Source organism: Erythrobacter sp. MTPC3 (genome assembly GCF_042854385.1).
Taxonomy (GTDB): domain Bacteria; phylum Pseudomonadota; class Alphaproteobacteria; order Sphingomonadales; family Sphingomonadaceae; genus Erythrobacter.
In genome coordinates this window covers 1-17,853 of the sequence record NZ_BTGP01000004.1, presented here as the reverse complement: position 1 = coordinate 17,853, position 17,853 = coordinate 1, and the positions used below count along the sequence as shown (strand labels likewise).

The 17,853-nt window shown below is 58.4% G+C and carries 17 protein-coding genes and 1 tRNA gene; 8 read left to right on the top strand and 10 right to left on the bottom strand.

Annotated features, from left to right (window positions below; all coding sequences use genetic code 11):
• The first annotated feature begins 3 nt into the window (after positions 1 to 3).
• Together ACGHU1_RS06660 and ACGHU1_RS06655 are read left to right on the top strand one after the other, a co-directional pair.
• A complete protein-coding gene (locus tag ACGHU1_RS06660; protein ID WP_390584893.1) occupies positions 4 to 282 on the top strand; it encodes an HPr family phosphocarrier protein in 279 nt (92 codons plus the stop codon).
• A gap of 44 nt (positions 283 to 326) precedes the next feature.
• The gene (locus ACGHU1_RS06655; RefSeq protein ID WP_390584890.1) at positions 327 to 1,121 is read left to right on the top strand and encodes a TrmH family RNA methyltransferase; all 795 of its coding nucleotides are present in this window, start codon (positions 327 to 329) and stop codon (positions 1,119 to 1,121) included.
• Positions 1,122 to 1,350: 229 nt separating this feature from the next.
• Here the strand turns inward: ACGHU1_RS06655 and ACGHU1_RS06650 are convergent, their stop codons facing one another.
• The 3 genes from ACGHU1_RS06650 to ACGHU1_RS06640 all read right to left on the bottom strand — a co-directional run bounded on the left by ACGHU1_RS06650 (position 1,351) and on the right by ACGHU1_RS06640 (position 4,673).
• Entirely contained in the window at positions 1,351 to 1,953 is a 603-nt protein-coding gene (locus tag ACGHU1_RS06650) for a hypothetical protein (RefSeq protein ID WP_390584887.1), read from the bottom strand.
• A 147-nt stretch (positions 1,954 to 2,100) separates the two neighbouring features.
• The gene (locus ACGHU1_RS06645) at positions 2,101 to 3,183 is read right to left on the bottom strand and encodes a GIN domain-containing protein (RefSeq protein WP_390584884.1); all 1,083 of its coding nucleotides are present in this window, start codon (positions 3,181 to 3,183) and stop codon (positions 2,101 to 2,103) included.
• 71 nt (positions 3,184 to 3,254) lie between these two features.
• Entirely contained in the window at positions 3,255 to 4,673 is a 1,419-nt protein-coding gene (locus tag ACGHU1_RS06640; RefSeq protein ID WP_390584881.1) for a DNA recombination protein RmuC, read from the bottom strand.
• Positions 4,674 to 4,776: 103 nt separating this feature from the next.
• On the opposite strand from ACGHU1_RS06640, the gene ACGHU1_RS06635 reads away from it, so the two are divergent.
• A complete protein-coding gene (locus tag ACGHU1_RS06635; protein WP_390584879.1) occupies positions 4,777 to 5,181 on the top strand; it encodes a four-helix bundle copper-binding protein in 405 nt (134 codons plus the stop codon).
• Positions 5,182 to 5,215: 34 nt separating this feature from the next.
• On the opposite strand, the gene ACGHU1_RS06630 is transcribed toward ACGHU1_RS06635, so the two are convergent.
• The 3 genes from ACGHU1_RS06630 to recR form a co-directional block, all read right to left on the bottom strand.
• Positions 5,216 to 5,491, bottom strand: coding sequence for a hypothetical protein (locus tag ACGHU1_RS06630; protein WP_390584877.1), 276 nt, complete (start codon positions 5,489 to 5,491; stop codon positions 5,216 to 5,218).
• Between the two features lie 24 nt (positions 5,492 to 5,515).
• Positions 5,516 to 6,094, bottom strand: a complete 579-nt coding sequence (locus ACGHU1_RS06625; protein WP_390584875.1) for a peptide deformylase — start codon at positions 6,092 to 6,094, stop codon at positions 5,516 to 5,518.
• Between the two features lie 98 nt (positions 6,095 to 6,192).
• Positions 6,193 to 6,786 (bottom strand): recombination mediator RecR, encoded by a 594-nt coding sequence (gene recR / locus ACGHU1_RS06620; protein ID WP_390585523.1) that lies wholly within the window; start codon positions 6,784 to 6,786, stop codon positions 6,193 to 6,195.
• A 52-nt stretch (positions 6,787 to 6,838) separates the two neighbouring features.
• Between recR and fmt the strand changes: the two genes are divergently transcribed.
• The 3 genes from fmt to ACGHU1_RS06605 all read left to right on the top strand — a co-directional run bounded on the left by fmt (position 6,839) and on the right by ACGHU1_RS06605 (position 9,700).
• Positions 6,839 to 7,744 (top strand): methionyl-tRNA formyltransferase, encoded by a 906-nt coding sequence (fmt, locus tag ACGHU1_RS06615; RefSeq protein WP_390584873.1) that lies wholly within the window; start codon positions 6,839 to 6,841, stop codon positions 7,742 to 7,744.
• Positions 7,741 to 8,514: a tRNA pseudouridine(38-40) synthase TruA gene (gene truA / locus ACGHU1_RS06610; RefSeq protein ID WP_390584871.1), complete on the top strand. Its 774-nt coding sequence runs from the start codon at positions 7,741 to 7,743 to the stop codon at positions 8,512 to 8,514. The genes fmt and truA overlap by 4 nt, the downstream gene beginning before the upstream one ends.
• Before the next feature lie 70 nt (positions 8,515 to 8,584).
• Positions 8,585 to 9,700: a zinc-binding dehydrogenase gene (locus ACGHU1_RS06605; protein WP_390584869.1), complete on the top strand. Its 1,116-nt coding sequence runs from the start codon at positions 8,585 to 8,587 to the stop codon at positions 9,698 to 9,700.
• 108 nt (positions 9,701 to 9,808) lie between these two features.
• On the opposite strand, the gene ACGHU1_RS06600 is transcribed toward ACGHU1_RS06605, so the two are convergent.
• Positions 9,809 to 10,789, bottom strand: coding sequence for an asparaginase (locus ACGHU1_RS06600; RefSeq protein WP_390584867.1), 981 nt, complete (start codon positions 10,787 to 10,789; stop codon positions 9,809 to 9,811).
• 109 nt (positions 10,790 to 10,898) lie between these two features.
• On the opposite strand from ACGHU1_RS06600, the gene ACGHU1_RS06595 reads away from it, so the two are divergent.
• Positions 10,899 to 10,974, top strand: a tRNA-Val gene (locus ACGHU1_RS06595).
• Positions 10,975 to 11,230: 256 nt separating this feature from the next.
• On the opposite strand, the gene ACGHU1_RS06590 is transcribed toward ACGHU1_RS06595, so the two are convergent.
• Both ACGHU1_RS06590 and ACGHU1_RS06585 read right to left on the bottom strand, forming a co-directional pair.
• Positions 11,231 to 12,481: an aromatic ring-hydroxylating dioxygenase subunit alpha gene (locus ACGHU1_RS06590; RefSeq protein WP_390584864.1), complete on the bottom strand. Its 1,251-nt coding sequence runs from the start codon at positions 12,479 to 12,481 to the stop codon at positions 11,231 to 11,233.
• A 169-nt stretch (positions 12,482 to 12,650) separates the two neighbouring features.
• Complete coding sequence (locus ACGHU1_RS06585; protein WP_390584862.1) at positions 12,651 to 13,871, bottom strand: phosphotransferase; 1,221 nt, start codon at positions 13,869 to 13,871, stop codon at positions 12,651 to 12,653.
• 189 nt (positions 13,872 to 14,060) lie between these two features.
• Here ACGHU1_RS06585 and ACGHU1_RS06580 point away from each other — a divergent pair, with 189 nt between their 5' ends.
• Positions 14,061 to 15,890, top strand: coding sequence for a winged helix-turn-helix domain-containing tetratricopeptide repeat protein (locus ACGHU1_RS06580; RefSeq protein WP_390584859.1), 1,830 nt, complete (start codon positions 14,061 to 14,063; stop codon positions 15,888 to 15,890).
• A gap of 383 nt (positions 15,891 to 16,273) precedes the next feature.
• Here ACGHU1_RS06580 and ACGHU1_RS06575 read toward each other — a convergent pair.
• Positions 16,274 to 17,853: hypothetical protein (locus ACGHU1_RS06575; protein ID WP_390584857.1), on the bottom strand; the 1,580-nt coding region annotated here is incomplete at its 5' end.

Sequence of the window (17,853 nt, the reverse complement as noted above, 5' to 3'; positions counted from 1 at the left end):
AGGATGAGCGAGCTGCGCCGGAACGTCACCATCGTCAACAAACGCGGGCTCCATGCCCGCGCCAGCGCCAAATTCGTCGGCGCGGTTGCTGCCTTGCCAGATGGCGTTTCCGTGCGGGTGGCAAAGGACGCACATGAAGCCGCTGGCGGCTCCATTCTCGGCCTGATGATGCTGGGCGCTGCGAAAGGCGACAATGTCGATGTCATCGTCAGCGGAAACGAGGCTGAAACTGTCCTTGGCCAATTGGTCGGCCTGATCGAGGATGGCTTCGGCGAAGAATAGCGCCGGACCTTCCCCACGAAACCAAACCGCGAAACACCGCTGCAATGCGCAAACAGATCACCGGATTTTCCAACCCGACCGTAAAATACTTGCGGTCCCTGCGGGACAAAAAGCACCGCAAACGCGCAGGCCAGTTCCTGGTCGAGGGGCTGCGTCTGCTGGAGGATGCCCGCGAAAGCGGCCGCATTCCGCGCCAGATCGTTATGGCCGAAAACCGTGATCCGCATCCTTTGATTGAGCGGCTTGAGGCGGAGATTGCAGCCAGCGGCGGCGAAATTATCGAAACTTCGCCCGATATCCTGACCAAGATTACCGGCAAATCCAATGCGCAGAGCGTGGTGGGCGTGTTCGATGAATGGGACACCGCGCTTGACCGTATTAACTGCGAGGCCGCGCCGATCTGGCTGGTGGCGCAGGCGCTGCGCGATCCGGGCAATCTCGGCACGATGCTACGCACCGGCGATGCCGTGGGGGCAGGCGGGCTAATCCTGATCGACGATTGCGCCGACCCGTTCAGCGCCGAAGGCGTCCGGGCGAGTATGGGCGCGGTCTTCACACAGAGCCTGGCGCAGGCCCGGTGGGAGGATTTCGTGCCGTGGCTGCGGGGCGGCGCGGGCCAGCTTGTCGCGGCTAGCCTGCGCGATGCCGTGCCCTATCGCGGGGCCTCTTACGAAGCGCCGTGCTTCATTCTGGTCGGCAACGAATCGCAAGGTTTGCCGGAGGATTACGAGGCGGAATGCGATCTGCGTGTGACGATGCCGATGCGCGGCCGCGCCGACAGCCTGAATGCGGCAGTAGCGGCTGCGGTGCTTGCTTATGAGGTGCTTGCCGGGCTGTAGGACGTGCCTGACAAATTGGCTCAGGTGTCATGCGGTGCCTACAAGTGTTTCTCTATGATTTTCAGTGGTTTGTGAATGTAGGACACGGGTGACACTTGTCCAACATTTGTGCACGCGCATCATCTTTGTGCCGCTGGAAGGGGGGGATGCCGACGATGTGAAAGAGCCGTCTGAAACATGGCGATTTTGGCCGGAGTAGGAAACCGCGGCCTGGCGCTTAATCATTCACTCACTCGGCAGGGCGGGGTTTTCGCCAATCGGCCAAATGGCAATGCGCTGCAACCTCGTGCGTTTCGTCCCAGCACCGCTGCATCGCCTCAAGCACATTGAGGTTCATCGGCCATGGCAAGCTGAAGCGTTTTCCGTCCACGCCGACCGCGTTGTCCCATCCGGCAGGCTTTGGCAGGGCGGCCAATGCGGCTGCCGCACCATCGAGGCCGCTTCGATTACGCCGGAGAAAAGCGATGTTGCCGTGCACATACAGGTTCCATGCGACGGCGGAGAACGCCCCATCGGTCCTGAAACTCTGCTCGAACAAGGGTAAGGCCTGCTCGGTCTCGCCCGCATAGGCCCACATCTGAGCCTCATGAAACGGGATTATGCCGTCGATCTCGTCGCTGCGACGCTTACGGTATTCGCGCAGCAGTTCTGCGGCCTCGACATAACAGCCAGCCTTGTAGAGCGGTCGCCACCCCGATCCCTCGGTCTGATCAAACGCCGCAAAATCGAGCGCAAGCAGCGCCTCTGCGTTATGTGCGCACGGCGGATCACCGGCGCCGACCGCCGCCCAAGCCGTGATCGCCAAGAGCGTCGAAACAACATCGCTGGGCACGCGTCATTCTCCTTTCAGCTGATAGTGCAGAAGTCGGAAAACTTCGCAAGCCTGCCGCCTGTAATTTGGTGACTTTGGCTAGTGCTGAAAGTGTGGGCGGGATTGGATGTCTGAAATTGGGTGGAAAGCGGACGCCTTTTTAGGCCGTCACCTGCAATCGATACGATCCGAATTCGCGGGCTGCGAGATGCATGTCCCGCCTCCGACGACTTCAACGCGTCCGCCTCGGCGCTGGCGAAGCAAAATTTCGGAGTCGCCCGACACGTCAGCGTAGATTGAGCCTGCACCGCCAACCGCCATCTTCGCGTTCGTCACGCGCAACCGCTTTGCGTCGATCAAACCGGCGCCGCTAGTCAAGTAGGTCGCCTCACGAGCAGATCCGCCCACCAATATGCTCCCGGCCCCGTTCGTCGTCAAATCGACCTTCCCAACATCAAGTCTGGTCACTTCGATCGATCCAGCCGCTTCTGTTGTTGCGGCGAAACTATCGCCCTTTGGACCGTTAATTTCGATCTGCGTCGGTCCGTCGATGTTTACGGATGACAGGCCCGAAGTCAAAATGGAGACGTTCACGCCCGCACCGGGATTCCAACTTCGTTCTGCTCCTTCGCGAAAGCGGATCGTGAGAATTCCGTCATCGACTGAAACGATGACGTCGGCGGTCATTGTCCGTGGCCCCACAAGAGAGACCTGGCTAGCTCTATCGCTCACAAAGACGCTCACTTTGAACGCGCCTGACACCTTCAGTTGGTCGAATTCTTCAACGGGTATGGCGAGCACTGGGAAGTGGTTAGGATCGCTTTCCTCTGGGTTAGCTGAGTTCGACTCATATGCCGGATCGTTAGCTTTCCAATGCGTTTCGTGCGTCGAAAATGTCAGGGCGAGTGCAGCAGTGGTAAGCAGGATCATGAATGTGGCTCCGATGTAGACCAGCCGACGACGCGCGCTGGATTCCATCACAGAACTAAATGCTGCAATCGTATCGCCCACCCCGATAGTGCTGCGTCCCAAGTTATTAGGGGGTACCTCCTCCGCCTGCCCGAGGATTCGCGCAGCTTCCCGGCTGTTCGAAACGCCCAGATGACGCCGGGCTTCACGCAGATGCTCGGTCACGGTGTGGACCGATATGTCCAGTTCGCGCGCAATCGATTTCGTGTCGAAGCCTACCAGCAGAAGACGCAAAATCTCCTTCTGACGGGGAGTTAGTTTTTGGAGGCCGTCGACATTCATTGCAGTCATTATTCAGGAAAATGCATAGGTCAGCAACTGGATCGCTTACCCCCACTCAGTATCAATCCACCCTATTCCGCAGCGTCGCGTCCGCGCCTGCTTGCGTCTTCGATGGCATCAACCTCGCTGGCATCGGCGGCGTTGTAGTTGGGCGTGCTTTCCACCAGCGGCACTTCCTCGATTTCCGCCTTGCCGATCTCGATACCCTTGTCCGCCAGCCGCTTGCCCGATGACAGCACGTTGCGTTCAAAGCTGCCGACGAATTTGTTGTAGTTCTTGACCGCGCTGTCCAGCCCGCCGCCGACGCGTTTCAGATGCTCGGACGCGACGCGCAGGCGGTCATACAGCTCCGCGCCCATCTTGCCGATTTCTGCCGCTTCTTCCGCCATCTTGTCCTGCCGCCAGACCTGCGCGACCGTGCGCGCGATGGCGACGAGGTTGGTCGGCGTGGCGAGCAGCACCTTGTTGCGGAAAGCGAAATCCCACAGCTCCGGATCGTGTTCGAGCGCGGCTGCGACAAAGTGCTCTCCCGGCACGAACATCACGACGTAATCGGGCGCGTCGTCAAACTGGCTCTGATAGCTTTTCGAACCGAGCGTCTGCACATGATTGCGCATGGATTTGGCATGGCCGTCCAGATGCAGCTTGCGCTCGGCATCGTCGTCCGCCTCGAACGCGGCCTGATAGGCATTCAGAGAAACCTTCGCGTCGATCACCAGTTTTTTCTGGCCCGGCACATTCACGATGGCATCCGGGCGCAGACGTCCGCCTTCGGTATCGACCGACTGCTCGAGGTGGAAATCGGTGTGCTCTGCCAGCCCGCACTGCTCCAGCACGTTTTGCAGCGCACGCTCACCCCAGCGCCCGCGCGCCTTGGGCGCATTGGTCAGCGAATTGCCCAGCCGCTGCGCCTCTTTGCGCACTTCTTCCTGCGACAATCGCATCCCTTCGATCTGTTGGTGCAGCTTGGCAAAGGCATCGGTGCGCTGGCGTTCGAGGTTGCCTACCTGTTGTTCGTATTTTTCCAGCCGCTCGCTGACCGGTTTTAGCAGGTTTGCAACCGCTTCTTTATTCTGCGTTTCGGCATCGCCCAGTCGTTTTGCCGCCTCGCTCGAGAATTTCTCGCGCGCGGCCTCCAGCACTTTTGCGCCGGTGTTTTCGAATTCCTTGAGCAGCTTGTCGCGCGATTCTTCGAGCAGGCGTTTCTGCTCTTCGAACCCGGCGCGTTCCGCCTTCATCGCGGAGTTTTCACCGCGCGCCGCGTCCAGCTGCGCGGTCAATATATCGGCGCGCGCGGCGCGTTCCTCTGCGGCGGAAAGCGCGACCTTCGCCTCTCCCAGTTCAGCAATCGCGGTTTTAAACTCGCCCTCGCGCGTATCAAGCCGGTCGCGCAGGTCCCCAGCCGGCTTCCCGCCCAGAAACCAGCCAATGCCAAGGCCCACGAGCAGCGCGATAATGCCGATTACGGCGATGAGTATGTTTCCGTCCATGCGCGGAACATAGCTGGAACGCTCACGCTCGCCAAGCGTCTAAATCAGCCAATGTGGAACCAATCCCCAGCCCCGTTCGCTGCATCATCAAAGGAGATTATTTATGTCGATCAAGGAAATGATCCAGGATCACCCACATGTGGGCGATGATTACAATTCGGAACTGGGCGAAGCGGTGAAGCACGCCATGTACGCCGCGGCAATCATCAATTCATGCGCTGATGCGTGTCTGGCTGAAGAGAATGCAGGCGAGCGTGCAGAGTGCATCCGCCGCTGCCTTGACGCGTCAGACGCCTGCACCGCGTTTTACCGCATGGGATCACGCCGCACGGGACAGAACGTGATCGCCATTCGTGCAATGGGCCTCGCCACGATTGTCGCGTGTGAGCAGTGCCACGCGCTGTGTTCAATGCACGATGACCGCCACTGCAAACGCTGCACGCAGATGTGCGAAGAAGTGATCCGCGACGTGAAAGCCGCGCTGGGCCGGATGAAGACTGAGGATTGAGCGAACTCGCGCCCGCGGCATCAAGAGATAAATTCTATGCCGCTTGTCGGACTTGTCCAAGATGACGGATAGCGGCGAAAAGCATCACGGCGATGCCAACAAGCTGGATTGCGGCCAGCACCCAATCGACAGCATCGCCCCGAAGCGTGCGCGAGAACGTATATGACCACATCGCAGCGAGCGCCAAAACGCCAAATATAATTAGCAAAAGTTTTGCTTTGGTCGGCGGTGCATCATCGGCGGCTCCCAGCGGTGAAATGGCGTCTGTCAGAAAGCCGATGGCGATAAATACCATCGACAGGATCACCAATATAACGAACCCGCCAACCAGCATTTAAGCAGCCTGACGCAGCTTCTTCAGCTTCTTGAGCGCCATCCCGCGCTTGAGACGGCTGAGGTGGTCAATGAACAGGATGCCTTCGAGGTGATCCATCTCGTGCTGCAAACAGGTCGCGAGCAGCCCTTCGAGGTTTTCCTCGTGGTGGTTGCCGTCGAGATCCTGATATTTGACCTTGCAGGTTGCGGGGCGATCGACGTCGGCAAAGATATCAGGGACCGAAAGGCACCCTTCCTGATAGGTTGAAAGCTCTTCTGCCGGCTCGATGATTACGGGATTGATGAAGACGCGCGGATCATTCTTGGTCGCGGGATGCGTGTGCGCGCCGTCGCCGTGATCGTGGTCGCACTCGACCGGATCGGCATCGGGGTCTTCGGGTTGGAGATCAATCACCAGCACCCGTTTGGGCACGCCAACCTGAATCGCGGCGAGGCCAATGCCCGGCGCATCATACATCGTTTCAAACATATCCTCGACCAGCTTCTTAAGCTCGTCGTTGAACTCGTCAGGTTCGACTGGGACAGACACGGTTTTGAGCCGGGGATCCGGCACCTCAAGAATTTCACGAATAGCCATCGTGTTAAAATATGCTGCACAGCCGAATTGTTCAAGCGAGCGTTGCCTTCAGACCGGAATTATCTCGAATTCCGAGAAACCGCACCGCGCGATGGCAATTAGACCGGCCGCCGCGCCCTCAGCGCCTGCGCCAGCGTGCCCTCATCAAGGTAATCCAGCTCACCGCCGACGGGCAGTCCGTGGGCGAGCTGGGTGATGCGGAGATTGTGCTCCTCCAGCCGTTCGGCGAGGTAATGCGCGGTCGTCTGCCCCTCCAGCGTGGCGTTCATGGCTAGGACGACTTCGTCCACGCTGCCATCGGCGACTCGGTCCATCAGGCTGGCGATATTGAGGTCTTCCGGCCCAACGCCGTCCAGCGCGGAGAGCCTGCCGCCCAGCACGTGATAGCGCCCCTGAAACAGCCGTGCCCGGTCCAGCGCCCACACATCCGCGACATCCTCCACCACGCACAGCGCCTTTGCATCGCGGCGCGGGTCGGCGCAGATACCGCAGGGGTCGCGCGTGTCGACATTGCCGCAGGTCTGGCATTCAACCAGCGTTTCGGAAACCGCGTCGAGCGCCTCCAGCAGGGCGGGCAGCGCCTGCTCCCGGTTTTTGACCAGCCAAAGCACGGCCCGCCGCGCACTGCGCGGGCCCAGCCCCGGCAACCGGGCCAATACGCTGGAAAGCGCCTCGATCTCTTGCGATGCCATAGACGGAGAGATAGGGGCTGGCGCACGTTCGAGAAAGGCCCACGCCAAAGTCATGCGCATCATATTCATGGGAACCCCCGATTTTGCGGTGCCTGCACTGGCTGCATTGCACGAGGCGGGGCACGATATCGCCTGCGTTTACACCCAGCCGCCGCGTCCGGCGGGTCGGGGCAAGAAACTGCGCCCCTCACCCGTTCAGGCCAAGGCAGAGGCGCTGGGATTGCCTGTGCGCTCACCCAAATCGCTGCGCAGCGAAGAGGCGCAGGCCGATTTTGCCGCGCTCGATGCCCATGTGGCGGTGGTCGCAGCCTTCGGCCTGATCCTGCCGAAAGCGGTGCTGGACGCCCCAAAGCACGGCTGCCTCAACATTCACGCCTCCATCCTGCCGCGCTGGCGCGGAGCCGCGCCGATCCACCGCGCGATCATGGAAGGAGACGAGGAGACCGGCGTTACGATCATGCAGATGGAGGCCGGTCTTGATACAGGGCCAATGCTGCACATCGTCCGCACTCCTATCGAGGATAAGACCACCGGCGAACTGACAGAGGAGCTGGCAGAGCTGGGCGCAGCGGCCATGATCGAGGTGCTAGCCGATCTGGGCAGCTATTCACCGCAGCCTCAGGATGACGGCGACACCACTTATGCGCCCAAGATCGACAAGGCCGAGGCGCGCATCGACTGGTCACGCCCCGCGCATGAACTGGTGCGCCATTGCCAAGGTCTCGCCCCCTTCCCCGGCGCCTGGTTCGATCTCGACGGGGAACGGATCAAATTGCTGTCTGCCGAGGAAACCGGCGGCTCTGGCGAGGCGGGCACCGTGGTCGACGACGCTTTGACAATCGCCTGCGGAAGCGGCGCGATCCGCGCGCTGCGCCTGCAACGCGCCGGAAAACCCGCGATGGACCGAGAGGATTTCCTCCGCGGTCGGCCCGTCGCGGCGGGGACTGTGCTCGATTGACCCGCTTCGCCCTCACATATGAATTTGACGGCACGCCCTATCAGGGGCTCCAGCGGCAAAAGCACGGACCCAGCGTGCAGCAGGCGATGGAAGAGGCATTGCGCGGTGTAACGGGCCAAGAGATCACGCTGCATTCGTCTGGCCGAACCGATGCGGGCGTGCACGCGATCGCGATGCGCAGCCATGTCGATATCGACACGGACCTCACCGCGTTTCGCCTGATGGGCGCTATCAACGCGCATCTTCGTCCGCACCCGATTGCGGTGAATGCGTGCGATGTGGTCGATGATGAATGGCATGCGCGTTTTTCATGCATTGGCCGCCGCTATCTTTACCGCATCGTCAACCGCCGTGCGTCGCTGGCGCTGGCTAAGAACCGGGCGTGGCAGGTGGCCCCCGCTCTGGATGTGGACGCAATGCACGAGGCCGCGCAATCGCTGGTCGGGATGCACGATTTCACGACATTCCGGTCAGTCAAATGTCAGGCGAAAGACCCTGTCAAAACGCTCGACCGGCTGGATGTGAGCGCGGCGTCCGGTCCCTATGGTCCGGAAATACACATCCGTGCCGAGGCGCGCAGTTTCCTGCATCATCAGGTGCGGTCAATGGTAGGCTGCCTTAAATTCGTCGGCACCGGCACATGGAAAATTGCCCGCGTGGCAGAGGCGCTGGCCGCGCGCGACCGGCAGGCGCTTGGCATGAACGCGCCGCCGCAGGGTCTTTATTTTGTCGAGGCGATCTATCCGGAAGATGACCGTGCGGGCGATTGACCCAACGTCACACTGGTAATGCCTCGCGCGGTGTCCTAGCTCGTCCTCAACTCATAAAAGGAGACGGATAATGACCACGACCGGCAAACAGCTTTTCTCAACACTTTCAGCAGACGGCAAACTGACCCTCGAAATCAGTGAAGAGAGCTTCTCCGAGCCCACCGGCAATCAGGTGCTGGTCAAGATGGAAGCGGCACCGATCAATCCCTCCGACCTCGCGCTGCTGACCAGTGCCGCCGATTTCGAAAACGCCGAATATTCCGCTGGCAAGGTTGTGGCCGACATGCCCGAACCGTTCCTGTCCGGCCAAAAGGGCCGTCACGGGCAGCGCCTGCCCGCTGGCAACGAAGGGGCCGGGACAGTGATTGCAACCGGCGACAGCGACATGGCGAAGGCGCTGATGGGTAAACGCGTCGCCTGCGTACCGGGCAATGCGTTCAGCCAGTATGCCATCGCCGATGCGATGATGTGCCTGCCGCTGGGCGAACACAGCGCGGAAACCGGCGCGTCCAGCTTCGTCAATCCGATGACCGCATTGGGCTTCGTCGAAACCGCAAAAATGGAGGGGCACGATGCCATCGTGCACTTGGCCGCTGCATCAAACTTGGGCCAGATGCTCAACAAGATCTGCCTTGAAGACGGTATGAAGCTGGTCAACATTGTGCGCCGGCAGGAACATGTCGATCTGCTAAAATCCCAAGGCGCGAAACACGTCGTGAACTCCAGCGACGATGATTACATGAAACAGCTGCGCGATGCGATTGCCGAAACCGGGGCGTTCCTCGGCTTTGATCCCATCGGCGGCGGTCAGAACACCGACAATGTATTGAAAGCGATGGAGCAGGTCGCGGTCACCCAGATGGACGAATATTCGCGCTATGGGTCGAACCAGGACAAAAAGATGTATCAATATGGCCGTCTGGACCTGCAAAATCCGACCATCCTGACGCCGTCTTACGGTCTGCAATGGACGGTCGCCGGCTGGCTGCTGACCCCGTTCCTCGCCAAGGCAGGCATGGAAACGGTCGTCAAGATGCGCACCCGCGTCCAGCAGAACCTGACAACGACCTTTGCCTCAAGCTACAAGGCGAAAGTGAACCTCGAAGAGATGCTGACGAAGGACGCGATCACCGATTATCGCCAGATGAAAACCGGCGAGAAATATCTGGTCACGCCTTGGGGCTAAGCCGCTCTTTCGACTGAGAACATGGGGTGGGATTGCAGCGGGAAACTCCGCTCGCCCATCCTTTCCACCAACGACCGGTTTACTAGGAGGCTCCGCTCTACGCGAGTGTCAGCGGCGATCAAATTCCGACTGGATCGCGGCGAGATCGGTAACGCCTGCCGCGACCAGCAATTGCAGCAATATGCGCGCTTTTGCCGGGGACAGGGCGCGCGCGGCGATGAAGCCGTTCGTGTCATCCTCCGGTTCGCGGTCGACCAGCCCTTCGGCAAGGCGGCTGGCGCGCACGACCCGCAGACCAGTGCTTGCAAGCTCTGCCAAGCGCGCGCGGACAGGCTCGGGCATGTTGCCCTCTCCCACGCCGCACACCACGATCCCGCGCGTGTCATTCGTGACCAGCCGTTCCACATAATCGGGCGTTATGCCCGCATGGATGAACAGCACCGGCACATCGGGCAAGTCAGCGCGGAATGCAAAGCGCGCATCCTCGCCCATACGCCACGGCGCGCCGAACCAGTCGAGCGCGCTGGGCGTGACCAGCCCCACGGCATCGCGCGGAAAGCCTGCAAAGGCATCGGTGCCGCGCGTGCGGTTCTTACGGATATCCCGAGCGGCGAAAACACGGTCGCCCATAACCACCAAAGCCCCGCGGCCAGCGGCTTCGCGATCAGCGGCGACCTGCACGGCATTGGCAAAATTGCGCAGCCCGTCATATCCCACCGCCGTCGCCGGCCGCATCGCGCCCACCAGCACCACAGGCTTGGTCGTGGGCAGCGTCAGGTCGAGCAGAAATGCGGTTTCCTCGACCGTATCGGTGCCGTGGGTGATGATGATCCCGTCGAAAGCAGAATCGGCAATCCCGTCATCCGCCGCCGAATGCAGGTCGCGCCAGATTGCAGGTGTGATGTCTTCCGAGCCGATATTGGCGATCTGTTTCCCGGTGAATTTGGCATCGAGGCCCAGCGTGCGGACCTGCGCCAGCAATTCCTCGATCCCGATCTGGCCGGGCCGGTAATCGTGCCGGGTGGCCGAATCCGCCGCGCCAGCAATGGTGCCGCCGGTCGCCAGAACAAGGATATGGGGAGTGCTCATGAGACGCGCCTTTACCGCTGCAATGCAATTATCGCCACATGCGTGATTGATTTTCAAACTTATGCCGCTAGATAGCCCTCTCTCGCCGGTTTCGGCGGACCAGTGGTTGGGGCGATTAGCTCAGTTGGTAGAGCATCTCGTTTACACCGAGAGGGTCGGCAGTTCGAGCCTGTCATCGCCCACCACGTCAAACCCGCGAAAGACCGCGGTTTTCAGCCTCAAGACGACGTATCAGCGAATGCCTGCGGGGTGCGCCGCGAATGCTGTGTATACGCCGTGTATACAGAGACCTTTAGCGAATCGCGGCCAACAAGGATTCCCAAAGACGGCCTCTTCTGGCGTATGTTGGTTTTGCGCCTCCGGTGCGGACATTCACACGGGTTGAGCCAATGTGCAGAAGCGGTCATCGTGTGCTCGCAATATCACCTGAGGTTCTGGGTCCTAACTTGCCGTTTCCAAGGGAGCACGGCCAAGGGCGTCACGGAAGCTCGAGTGGAAGTGGTGGAGTGGCGCTTCGTTGCGTCCGAATATCGAGTGCTTGAGCAGGCCCGATGTTGCGGCAATCTGCTGGTGTTCACCCATCACATAATCCTCTGCGGAAACAGTGCTTGAAAAAGCCTCCACCTGCGATTCAGGTGTGCGTATCATGGTCGAATCATTGCTCTTGGAATAAAGGTCTTCCGCTTTCAGCAAATTGCTGCCGTCCGGGTTCGCCGCCTTTTCCTTCTCATAGGACGCCATCGCTTCCGGCGTAAAATAACCGGCCACCCGAGTGATTGAACGGTGCGGATTTTTCGGATCGGGATAGATCCTGGCCATGTTCAGCCCGTTGGAATTGCGGACCGCCTGGATGTTTGGGAACAGGTAATAGAGCACAAAAGTGGCAGGGGTTATGGTCCATTCCTCTTCAGGCAATTCACGCAAATCATCAATGAGCTTACTTGCCGTCACGAAACGGTGATTGCGCCCGAATTCCTCGTAGGCAAGGTTGTTGCCGTAGAAGAGTTGCCCAAGGGTATCCTTGTGCAGTTTGGGAAAGTGGTAGGTCTCGCCAAACGTATCGTTCGCAAGCTTCCAGTTGAGTTTCATGTCGATCTCAAGATCGGCGACATGTACGTAGTCCGCAAAGTTCCAATCCTCGAGTTCTTCAAGCAATTCTGACCCTAGCAACCCCTCGACATTCAGCTCGGCATCGGGTTTGGGGTGCACGAACAGAATCCCTGCTTTTTCGGCCGCAGGCAGCTCCACCAACCCCATGCATGCCTTGTCCACGGGACCGAAGTGGTCAGCCTCCGGAACTGCGAGCAGCTTGCCATCATTGGCGAAGGTCCAGTTGTGAAAAGGACAGGTGAAGCGACCAGCTTTACCCTTGGGCTCTTGAGCGACGCGTGCGCCCCGGTGCCGGCAGGCGTTTAGAAAGGCGCGGAACCTTCCATCCCTGGACCGCGTCGCAAGCACGGGAATGCCGAAATCATCGATTGTGAAATAGCTGCCATTCTCCGGGAGGTCCCCGCTCAGCCCGATGACTTGTGGATGCTGCTGAAACAACGCAGCCCATTCCTGCGCAGCGAGATCGGGACAAGTATAATCCGAAGTCGGCAAACGGTACTGGACGCCGGCATCGACATTACGGTTCTCATCCAGCTGATCCATCAATTCCCTGATGATGCGGACAGTGGTTTGGTGCTTCATTTCGTTTCCCTCACAAAGCCAAGAAAATGGATTGGCACAGACTAAATGGCGGATCTAAACTTGCGTCCTGAACCAAGAGCGCTGCTTGCAAGTGGCCCGACATTTCAAGGCGTTACGCATCGCCCGATGGTTAGACGGCGAACGGGACCTTCACCCGGCGATGCCGAGACTAGGTTGGCTCAATGCCCCTTAGAAAGTCAGGGACATCCTGTTCCTGCATCATGGCTTCGCCGCGCATCAGCCAGACTTCCTTCCAGTCGAGCCCGTGTTCGCGGCACTCCTGGTCGAGCAGTGTTTCGTCAGTCTGTGCAATGGCGATGAAATTGATCAATTGGGTGAACAAGATGCCCAGCCTGTGATCGATCAGGAAGGCATCGAGGTCGTAATCTGTCACGCCAAGGCGCTCGAGCTGCGAGAGGTAATCGCTGAATATCTTCGCCTCGATCTTCCGCCGGGCTCCGGCTGTCAATCCAAGGTTGATCAGTCGGGAGACATCGGCCGCTCCGGGTCCGGCAACCGAGAACTGGAAGTCGATGATCGCAAATTTGCCCTCGCCACTGTCGTTGGGAAAGAACATCTGTTTGGCGTGATAGTCGCTGTGCATCAGCGTGAATGGCCTCGCCGCGATAAACGCCATTACCTCCTCGCAGCGCTCAGAGTAGATCCGCATTGCCTCGACGCTCGCCGGACAAGCGTCTTCCACCAGTTGCTCAACGCGCGCGATGGCGGCCTCCGCCCCTTGCGCGGCGTTACGCCAGTGATCCGGGTCATCGAGCTGCACCAGCGCGGTTTGCTGTTTGACGAAGCCGTCATTCCACCACCGTGCGTGCAGCTTGGCGACTTCCTGTACCGCAAGCCGAACTTGATCGAGCGAGATCGAATAGGATGGGGAATAGGACGGCTCCAGGTGCTCCATCAAAATCACCGCGTCATAGCTTCCCGGATCGAACTGGCTGTGGAAGCACCGGGCGAGAGGCAGGTCTTCGCCGCTGAACCGTTGGTAGAAAGCGGTCTCGCGCTCGTAGTGACGGAACGTGCGGCACATCTCGCGGGTATCAGGATCGCTAGCCGCCAGCTTTGCGATCATCCGCGTCGGCAGCGCGCACCGGCTGGTGTCATAGACGAGCGATATGTCGACGATATCGGCAGTCTGGCCCGGCTCGCTAAAGGGCTTCACTTGGCTACCAAGCACGGTGTGGCCGTTCAAATGGGGCCGAAGGACTTCATTGAGCCACGCCGTCGTAATGTCACTTGCTCGTGAAGGGATCGCTGGCCCGCGTTTGGCCACCCAATCTTTGGGTTCGGCCAGATTCGCATCCTCGATTGCGTGACTTTCGAACTGGTGTTCTTCGTCGGTGTAGCTGTCGCCGTTGTCTTTTGCGTAGACCATCGAACTTCTCCCCCTTGCTCTGTGCCGAATCAGTTGACGCGATTAAAACTGATCGACGAAATGCAAGTAGTCCTGAGGCGGTTCGGAGGTCTGTCTTAGGTCTTTCTTAGGCCCTGAAAAATTGGTGGATTTTGCCACGTTTGACAGCCGGACATGGCCTTGCCACAAAGCCAATAGGGGGGTCTAATTGTGGACCAGGTGCGCGTAGGAAGGGTTACGGTCGATTTCAGCAGCCTTGTCGTTGAAGGCGATGCGGGTCGATACTCCATGGAACCCAAAGTCCTTGATGTGCTCCAAGTGCTGGTTCGCAACCACGGTGAAGTCGTAAGCCGTGAAACCCTGATCGATCAGGTATGGGGGGTTGGCTTTGGCGGCGATGAAAGGCTCTCCCGTGCAATATCGCTGCTTCGAAAAGCATTAGGCGACACGCGGGGCCACCATGACCACATCGAGACCATCGCAAAGCGCGGGTATCGGCTGGTCGCGCCGGTTGCGGGTTTGGCGAAAGTTGCCGATGCCGCGTTCGACCCGCCCGAACAGTCGATTGCTGTTTTGCCTTTCGTCAATATGAGCGTCGATCCGGCTGACGAGACCTGCGCGGATGGGATTGCCGAGGAATTAATCAACGCACTATCGCATGTGCCGCAATTGCTGGTGACAGGCAGAACGTCCTCCTTCGCATTCAATGGGCATTCGAAAGACATTCGCGAGATTGGGGCCGCGCTGAATGTTGGATATGTGCTGGAAGGCTCACTGCGCAGGGACGGAAAAAAGGTTCGGATAACCGCGCAGCTGATCAAGGCCGATAACGGGTATCATCTGTGGTCGGACACATTTGAACAGACATCCACAAACGCGTTCGAGCTGCAGGACCGCGCCGCGACAGAGATCATCGAAGCTCTCTCTTTGGTCATGCATTTCTCACGGCCGGAGCGCATCGCCAAGCGGTCATCAACCAATGACGAGGCCTATTCCTTTTTCCTTCAGGGTCGGCAGCTAACCTACCTCGCCAAGGGTCAGACGACCATCCCGACCGCGATTGGATTGTTGGAAAAGGCAATAGAGCTGGATCCGAATTTCGCCGAGGCCATGAGTTGGCTTGCATTGGCCCATACAGTGCTGGGCGAACATTCCCTTACTACCGACTGGAAGCGGCATTATCATCATGGGGCTAAGGCACTCGAGCGGTGCCTAGCCATCGACCCGAACATACCTGAGGCTTGGCATACCAAGGGCACAATCCTCTCCCGCGAGCTGAAACTGGACGAAGCCTATGCAGCGTTCCAGAGAGCCTACGAACTGGACCCCAATGGGCAAAAGCCTCTCATTGGATTTGGCTATGCCAATTCCGCGATCGGCCACTACGACAAAGCATCTGAACTAATGAAAAAAGCGATCGTTACCGATCCGCTCAACGGCCTGTGGTATGGGCAGCTTGGCGGTATTGAACTGCAGCGCGGTGATATGGAAAGTGCCGAGAGATGCATGAACCAAGCCTATAATCTCGGCTTCGGACCGGCTGCCTTTACCGCCGCGATGTTGCTTGGCGAGCGCGAGGGGCCAAATGCCGCGATCGAGTTCGCCCAGCGATGCTTCGACGGACTAAATTGGAGCGATAAGGTCGAACTTAGTTCTCCGCTTGCCCGGAAATTGGCCTTTAACGCATTCTACCGTCGCGCTCGGCTCGCGACGTGGCTTGTGACTTCGAAACTGAAACGCCGCTACGCCGACAGCGAAAGCCAACCGACGATTTCCTCGATCATGGGGTTTTACTTCATGGATCAGCCGGGCAACCTTCTAGACGCGCTCTTGAGAAAGCCCAACACGCTGCCCGGATATGTGATCGGTCGATGCTTCGAGAAGACCAGCCGGGGCAAGAACCTGCGAGCACACCCAGACTTTGCAGAATTTGCCGAACGGATCGGCTTGGTTCGCGCATGGCAGAAATACGGGTGGCCTGATGTAGTGAAGCCAAATCCCGGGACCGATGGTTCGAACTTGCAGATTTCAGTCGATTGAGGGTGCGGCGCGGCTTCACTGATATGTGAACTGGTCCAAGCTGGGTTCGATTGCTGACAGGCAGCTTCCTTCTGGCTCCAGCCAAGAACCGCACAGTCAGCAAACGGCCCACTTCGAGCCGTCGTCAAACGTCGTATTTTGGGTGGGCAGCGGACATTTGGACTACCGCTCGGCTAGTGGCTTATGTTTGGACCGTAGCTACCTATATCGAGCTTATCGGCTCTGAGGTGACCCTTCAGCATCACGGCAAAAAGGATGAATTTATGATACGAATTCAAATAGCGGAATGAACTGGCTAATTTTTTCTGTTTGGGCATTGTCCTGCCCTAGCTAATCAAGCGTCCCACCTTAGCCGATGCATTGTTTAAACAGCGCCTGCTCGATCATCTGGTTGCTGCGATCAACGAAGGTGTAGGGACGGCGGCATCTACACTCATCGCCATCACCGGTGGCGGTAGCTGGACCGGAACATCGCATCGGACGGATGCCTCTTGTGTCATTCCGTCTTGGCTAATCCTTACATCAACTTTGTCCTCTGCCGAGCAAGCACTTCGAACGCGCGAGAAACTTTCTGCCAGTTGCGTCATAGGATCGAGACCATCGATGCGGATGATCGCGCTTCCATCGTTGAACGTGTCACATTCCGGTGGAACCGATACATAAAGCTCCGTGCCGTTCCGTTCGCCAGCGCCCCAAAATTCACCGCAAGCGGAAAGCACTAGTGAACGAGCGATCATTACCCGGGACTGAAATTGGTTTTCGGGCTCTTCCACGACTGGCACGACTGCCTGCACTGTTTCGAAGATATTGACCCAGCGAGCAGTTCCTTCACCGCTAAATATAGTATCGGCCTGCCTTAAAGCTGATGGGAACGACACTTCTCCTAGCGCGCGAAAGTCTGCGATCGTCGTTCCGTAGCTTTCTCCTGCGGGCCATAATTCACGCCACAGCGTCCAAATGTCTGGTCCTGTCGGGTGTTTCTGCATTTCTAAAGACGACAACCACTGGACAAGCATTCCGCACGAGTAGCGAGCGCGGCCCTGGTTTCTCGAGGATAGGTATTGAAATTCGTGATAGAGAACGGTGTTGGAACAATTATTATAACTTGCGATCAAACGGTCGTTGGCTCGCCCTAAATGGGGCATGCTCTCGTCAAGAGCCAAGACCGATGCAAACTCTGCGACTCCCTCGTGTAGCCACCAAGTGCTTGGGTCTGCGTGCTCTCGGTTCTGCCAAAGGTGGAAGATCTCGTGCGCCAAAAATTCAGCTGACAGCCGTTTTGTGTCGACCGATAGGTTTTCCTGCTCCGGCAAACGATATCGCAGGAAGATCACGCCGTTTTCGGTCACGTCGCCGCGATTGTAGGGGCGCTCGTCATAGGATGTTGTTAATAGGAACTTCGGCTTCAAACCTGCAGATCGTCCCATTCGTTCGGTATAATATAGCAGCAGCCCCTCAATCTGATTTTCGATTTCAACAGCTAAGTCTGAGCGTGCTCCTTGCGCGACAATGAATTCATAATCGGGTGTCTCGGTGCCTGGTATCCCGACATAAAGGTAGCCTTCAGAGTCCACCGAAGGTTCGAACCTTATCTGCCTCCCGCTGCGGTCAATGCCGGAAAGCCGCTCTATCCTTATTTCTGGAAGGATCGCCGGCGCAAAAATCAAATTACCGTGACCCTCGATATTCGACATTGTGGGGTAAATTGAGTTCACCTCTTCCAAGTCGGGCAAGATACGCACGACGACCGTTGTTCCAGGAGTTGCAAGGGTGACCACGCCATTCTCTAAAGCTTGGCCAGGAAGGGTCGCCGTCATCCGTGTATGGGGATTGGTATAATTAGCGCGGGATAATGTCAGACTTTCGATGGGTTCGGAAAATCCGAAAACCACCTCAACCGCATCTACTTTATCAATAATGACCACTTGCATTGAAAGGTCAGAACGGTTCGGTTCGGCATTCG